Raw genomic sequence first — 4,481 nt, forward strand, 5'->3', positions numbered from 1 at the left:
GAGATAAGGGAAACAGGGTTATTGAAGAAGGCCTGGCAGATTTGGTCGCATACGGAAAGCTCTTTATTTCCAATCCGGATCTTGTCGAGCGATTCGCCTGTGACGCCAAACTGAACGAGTGGGATCAGAATACTTTTTATACTCCTGGCCCCAAAGGATATACAGATTATCCTATGCTTGATCAGGAAAAACCAAATTAAAAAAGACACGTTTAGAATAAACCACCGGCTCAGGCCGGTGGTAAAATGATTAACAGAACCATTCAATTGCAGGAAACAGCATAACAGAGAATTAGTTTGCTTTTATGCCCGTGTAAAAGCCTTGTTTCCTTTCACGAAATAATACAACCGGATCAAATGCAAATCGTCATAATCTATTTCCTGGTTCAGGGCATCATAAATGGGCTTAAGGGCTTCGTGCCCTACTTCTTCAATGGTTCTCAAAACTAAATTTATCTGATCTGATGTAAGTTTTGTAAACTCAAGAAATTCATCACTATACCGAAGAAAATGACCTTCTCTCGCATATTTTGTCAGATTATTCACGATTAAAGAAATGGTTGTATCATGATCAATCATGAGCTCTTTTAGTATTTTTCCTGCATTATATTCTGTGGCAAAAAGAAAGCCTTTTGTTTTTTTAGGTGATTTTTTTGTTTCTTTCCTTACACACGATCTGTTACCGGGTCTGGAGTCAGTCTTTTTCTTAACATTATTTGATTTGCAGTAACTTGAAATTTCATCGATGAAATCTGCGCCGTATTTTTCAAATTTTTTGAGGCCGACACCATGCAGTTTCAGCATATCATCTGATGATTCAGGATAGAAAACAGACATTTCAATCAGAGTCTTATCCGGAAAAATTGCGTACGGAGGAATCCCATTCTTATCAGCCAGCTCTTTACGCTTGATTCTCAGCAATTCAAACAGTTTCTGGTCATAATCCTGGTCTTCTCCTTGAATTTTGCTCTGTATGATCTTTATGGCGTTTTCTATTTCATCTTTTGCCTTTATCAGTTCATCTTCTGAAGCGTCCGGCTTTCTGCCAAAAACATATTCCTTTCCCTTGAATACATCCCATGCCTTTTCTGTCAGCCTTAAAGTACCGAACTCAAGATCCTGTTCCATCAGATCTTTTTGAAGAAGCTGCCTGGAAATATTGAGCCACTGCTTTTTTGAATACTCTTTGCCTATGTTGTAAGTCGAAAGAGTATTATGCCCTGACTCAATCACCTTTTTTGATTCCGATCCCCTCAGAACGTCGATTATATGCTCTGCTCCAAATCTTTCTCCGGTTCTTTTTACACATGATAAAAATTTCTGGGCAGGGATTGTCAGGTCAACAGATGCTGAATCTCGTGAAAGGCAGTTGTCACACATTCCGCAGTTTTTGATATCTGTTTTTTCACCAAAATATTTTAAAAGCGGGATACGACGGCATTCAAAAGATCCTGCATACGATACCATGGCTTTAAGATTAAGAGTTGCCGCCTTTTGCTCGTCTCCCTGTTTCTGATTAATGAAAAACTTCAGCTTGTGAATATCACCATAACTGAAAAGAAGAAGACACTGGGCATTAAGACCATCTCTGCCAGCTCTTCCGATCTGTTGATAATAGCTTTCTATATTCTGGGGAAGATCATAGTGAAGAATAAATCTGATATTAGGCTTGTTGATTCCCATGCCAAAGGCAACAGTAGCAACAATAATCTGGATGTCATCCTTTATAAAACTGTCCTGATTCCTGTGACGACCAAAATCAGACAGTCCTGCATGATATGGCTTTGCTGAAAATCCATTTCTGACAAGATCCTCAGTCAGAGAATCCACCTGTTTTCTGGACAGACAGTAGATAATTCCAGACTTGCCTGGAAATTTCTTTATAAATTCAATCGTCTGTTTAAGTGGTTTATCCTTGTCTTCAACTTGTAATAAAAGGTTTTTCCTGTTGAAACTTGCAATAAAGGTTTTTGGGGAGTCAATTCCAAGATTTTTTCTTATATCAAGGATTACCTTAGGCGTTGCGGTGGCTGTGAGGGCTATGCATACAGAATCTGGAAACAGTTTTCTGATCTCTGCAATTTTTCGATATTCTGGTCTGAAGTCATGGCCCCACTCGGATATGCAATGAGCTTCATCGATTGCCATTGCATCCACTCGTACTGAGGAAAGTATGTCTATGGTTTTCTGGAGAAGAAGTGTTTCAGGCGCAAGATAAAGGAGCTTGACCTCATTTCTTTTTATCCTGGCCACATTTGAAAAATATTCTTCTTGGGACAGCGAGCTATTAAGAAACAGGGCGCTGACTCCAAGTTCCCTCAACTGCTCAACCTGATCCTTCATAAGTGAAATCAAAGGAGAGACAACTATCGTCAGGCCTTCAAAAATCTGGGCTGGAATCTGATAGCATAGAGATTTACCTCCGCCAGTAGCCATAATAACGAGGGCATCTTTTTTTTCAAGAACACTGCTTATAATCTCTTGCTGAAATGGTCTGAAAGACTGGTATCCAAACACGTTTCTCAAGATGGTTATGGCCTGATCAAGCACTATTATTTCAACTCCTGCTGAATATTTTTACTGAGCACATTTTAAAAGCATAATCTCATTACAATTTATAAACTCCAGAGGAAGATCATAAAAGTTTAAACTAAAAAGGCTTTCTGTATGGTTGATACAGGAAGGAACAGCTCATAAGGAGAATCCGGAAGCTGAATGAAACCAAATTTCTTATAAAATGAAACCGCCATATCATCCTTGGCATCCACAAAGAAGCCGACTATTCCGAGATTATCTGAGACTGAAATAATTCTTTTAAATGAATCTATAAGCAGCACAGAGCCAAAGCCATTGCCTTGATAAGCTTTATCCACTGCAAGGCGAGCAAGCTTTGCTGCTGGTATTTTTCTGGGGTATTTCTTTGCAAAAGCTTTAGGCATTTTTTCTGAGACTATTTCACATGCACACAGGGTATAAAATCCAATTATTTTTGAAGAGCCTTCAGATTCCGTGAGTACAAATGTCCTTGAAATACCCTTGACCATATGCTGACGGGCAATATTATTCAGATACGCATTAAGCTCCGGAGAACCGCAGTCGAATTTGGCCCTGTCATGTTCCGTTGAAATAACTGAAATACAGGCCATCAGTTTTCTATCCGCTCTTTATATATATTGATAGCCTTGAGAAGATTAGAATTCGGTTCAGGTGGATTAGAAACCGCTTCAAAAAAAACATCTGCTGATTTCATGGTAAGATTAATTGTATGCTCTTTTTCTATTATGGAGCTTGCCTTCTCAAGAGCAGCCTGCACCAAAAACTGGTTGATCGTAGCTCCCATAAGTTCAGCAGCCTGGGCAATGGTTGAATAGACATTTTCAGGAACTCTTGCAGTAAGGCGTTCTGTTGTTTTTATCGCTGGCATAATTACCTCCATAAAAAAGTGCCAAAGTGACACCATAAATATAATCTTATGGCGGCAAATTGGCAACAATAAATACCTGGAGTTTTTATATAAGGTTTTGTTGCGAAGATAAAGAAGTCCATTTTTTAGATTTTTATAGAATCCTATCCACCTAATTATATCCAACACAAAACCAACGAAAAACCAAGGCGTCGCATTTGTAATAAGCTGTAATAGTTAAACTTTGTTTATGAAAACCGAAAAACCAACAAAACCAATACACACTCTATAATCATGCTTTTATGATAATGACGCCCCATAAATTACTGGTAATCTTTGATTGACCTCTAACATGACCTGACGAGACGATCTTTTGTTTTTTCCATGCCGGTGAAAACTGACTCTGCAACATCAGCTGGAAATGACCCAGGCAATTCAGCACGGACTTTATCCAAAACACCAGTCATCTCATCTGTAAGTTCATCAATTACAGATTTCATTTCATTTTCCGGGAATCCGCATAGCTTTGAGGTTGACATCCAATGACGGTAAAGAATTCTTTCCCAGTTGTAATGCCTGCTTTTCCCTTTTACCGACATAGCCATCCTCATTTTCTGAGAGTCAATCTGCTTTTTGGCAATAAGCGGATAGGCAGACATGACATCATAAAACGGAGTCAATTTGAAGATTCCCCCAGACATAAGAAAAATGCTAAAATTCTTTGCATGTCCGTCTATCGCTCCAAGAAGCCAGAAAAGAATCTGGGTTTTCATAAAAAGCCTTCTGTCTGCAAGAGCATCTGATGATCCAAGAAGAACATTCATTATATCCTGAATTCCTGGTTCTCCATCACTTTCATATTTTAATTTGATTACCACTCTGCTTCAGCCATAGAAAGCATGGTTGATGGCATGGGCGGAGTCCTAAGAGCAACATAAATAAGTCTGTGAATCATGGACGGCAGATCATATCGGCGATTGAATCTGTACTGAAATTCTGCCAGGTAGCGTGGAACATGCTTGCGATTAATTGCATGATAAGTACCTTTGAGCGCATTTTTTAAGTTACCAAGTATTATA

5 protein-coding genes and 1 pseudogene are annotated in these 4,481 nt (G+C 38.9%); 1 reads left to right on the forward strand and 5 read right to left on the reverse strand.

The genetic code is table 11. The annotated features are described in order from the left end of the window. Positions 1-200, forward strand: a pseudogene (locus K245_RS28150) (alkene reductase); the annotation flags it as partial. A 102-nt stretch (positions 201-302) separates the two neighbouring features. On the opposite strand, the gene recQ reads toward K245_RS28150, so the two are convergent. From recQ to K245_RS27525, 5 genes are all read right to left on the reverse strand, one after another. Beyond that, a complete protein-coding gene (recQ, locus tag K245_RS0120785) occupies positions 303-2,549 on the reverse strand; it encodes a DNA helicase RecQ (RefSeq protein WP_027360708.1) in 2,247 nt (748 codons plus the stop codon). Between the two features lie 95 nt (positions 2,550-2,644). Beyond that, positions 2,645-3,145: a GNAT family N-acetyltransferase gene (locus tag K245_RS0120790; protein WP_027360709.1), complete on the reverse strand. Its 501-nt coding sequence runs from the start codon at positions 3,143-3,145 to the stop codon at positions 2,645-2,647. Continuing rightward, a complete protein-coding gene (locus tag K245_RS0120795; protein ID WP_027360710.1) occupies positions 3,145-3,423 on the reverse strand; it encodes a type II toxin-antitoxin system TacA family antitoxin in 279 nt (92 codons plus the stop codon). The genes K245_RS0120790 and K245_RS0120795 overlap by 1 nt, the downstream gene beginning before the upstream one ends. Before the next feature lie 326 nt (positions 3,424-3,749). Continuing rightward, a complete protein-coding gene (locus K245_RS0120800; RefSeq protein WP_027360711.1) occupies positions 3,750-4,280 on the reverse strand; it encodes a HipA domain-containing protein in 531 nt (176 codons plus the stop codon). Beyond that, on the reverse strand, positions 4,274-4,481 hold a 208-nt coding region (locus K245_RS27525; protein WP_198013952.1), incomplete at its 5' end, for a transposase. The genes K245_RS0120800 and K245_RS27525, both read right to left, overlap by 7 nt.

Source organism: Desulforegula conservatrix Mb1Pa, from assembly GCF_000426225.1.
GTDB lineage: Bacteria > Desulfobacterota > Desulfobacteria > Desulfobacterales > Desulforegulaceae > Desulforegula > Desulforegula conservatrix.

Coding starts and splice junctions, on each gene's coding strand:
- K245_RS0120790 (WP_027360709.1), bottom strand. CDS start 3,145: ATGGCCTGTATTTCAGTTATTTCAACGGAACATGACAGGGCCAAATTC.
- K245_RS0120795 (WP_027360710.1), bottom strand. CDS start 3,423: ATGCCAGCGATAAAAACAACAGAACGCCTTACTGCAAGAGTTCCTGAA.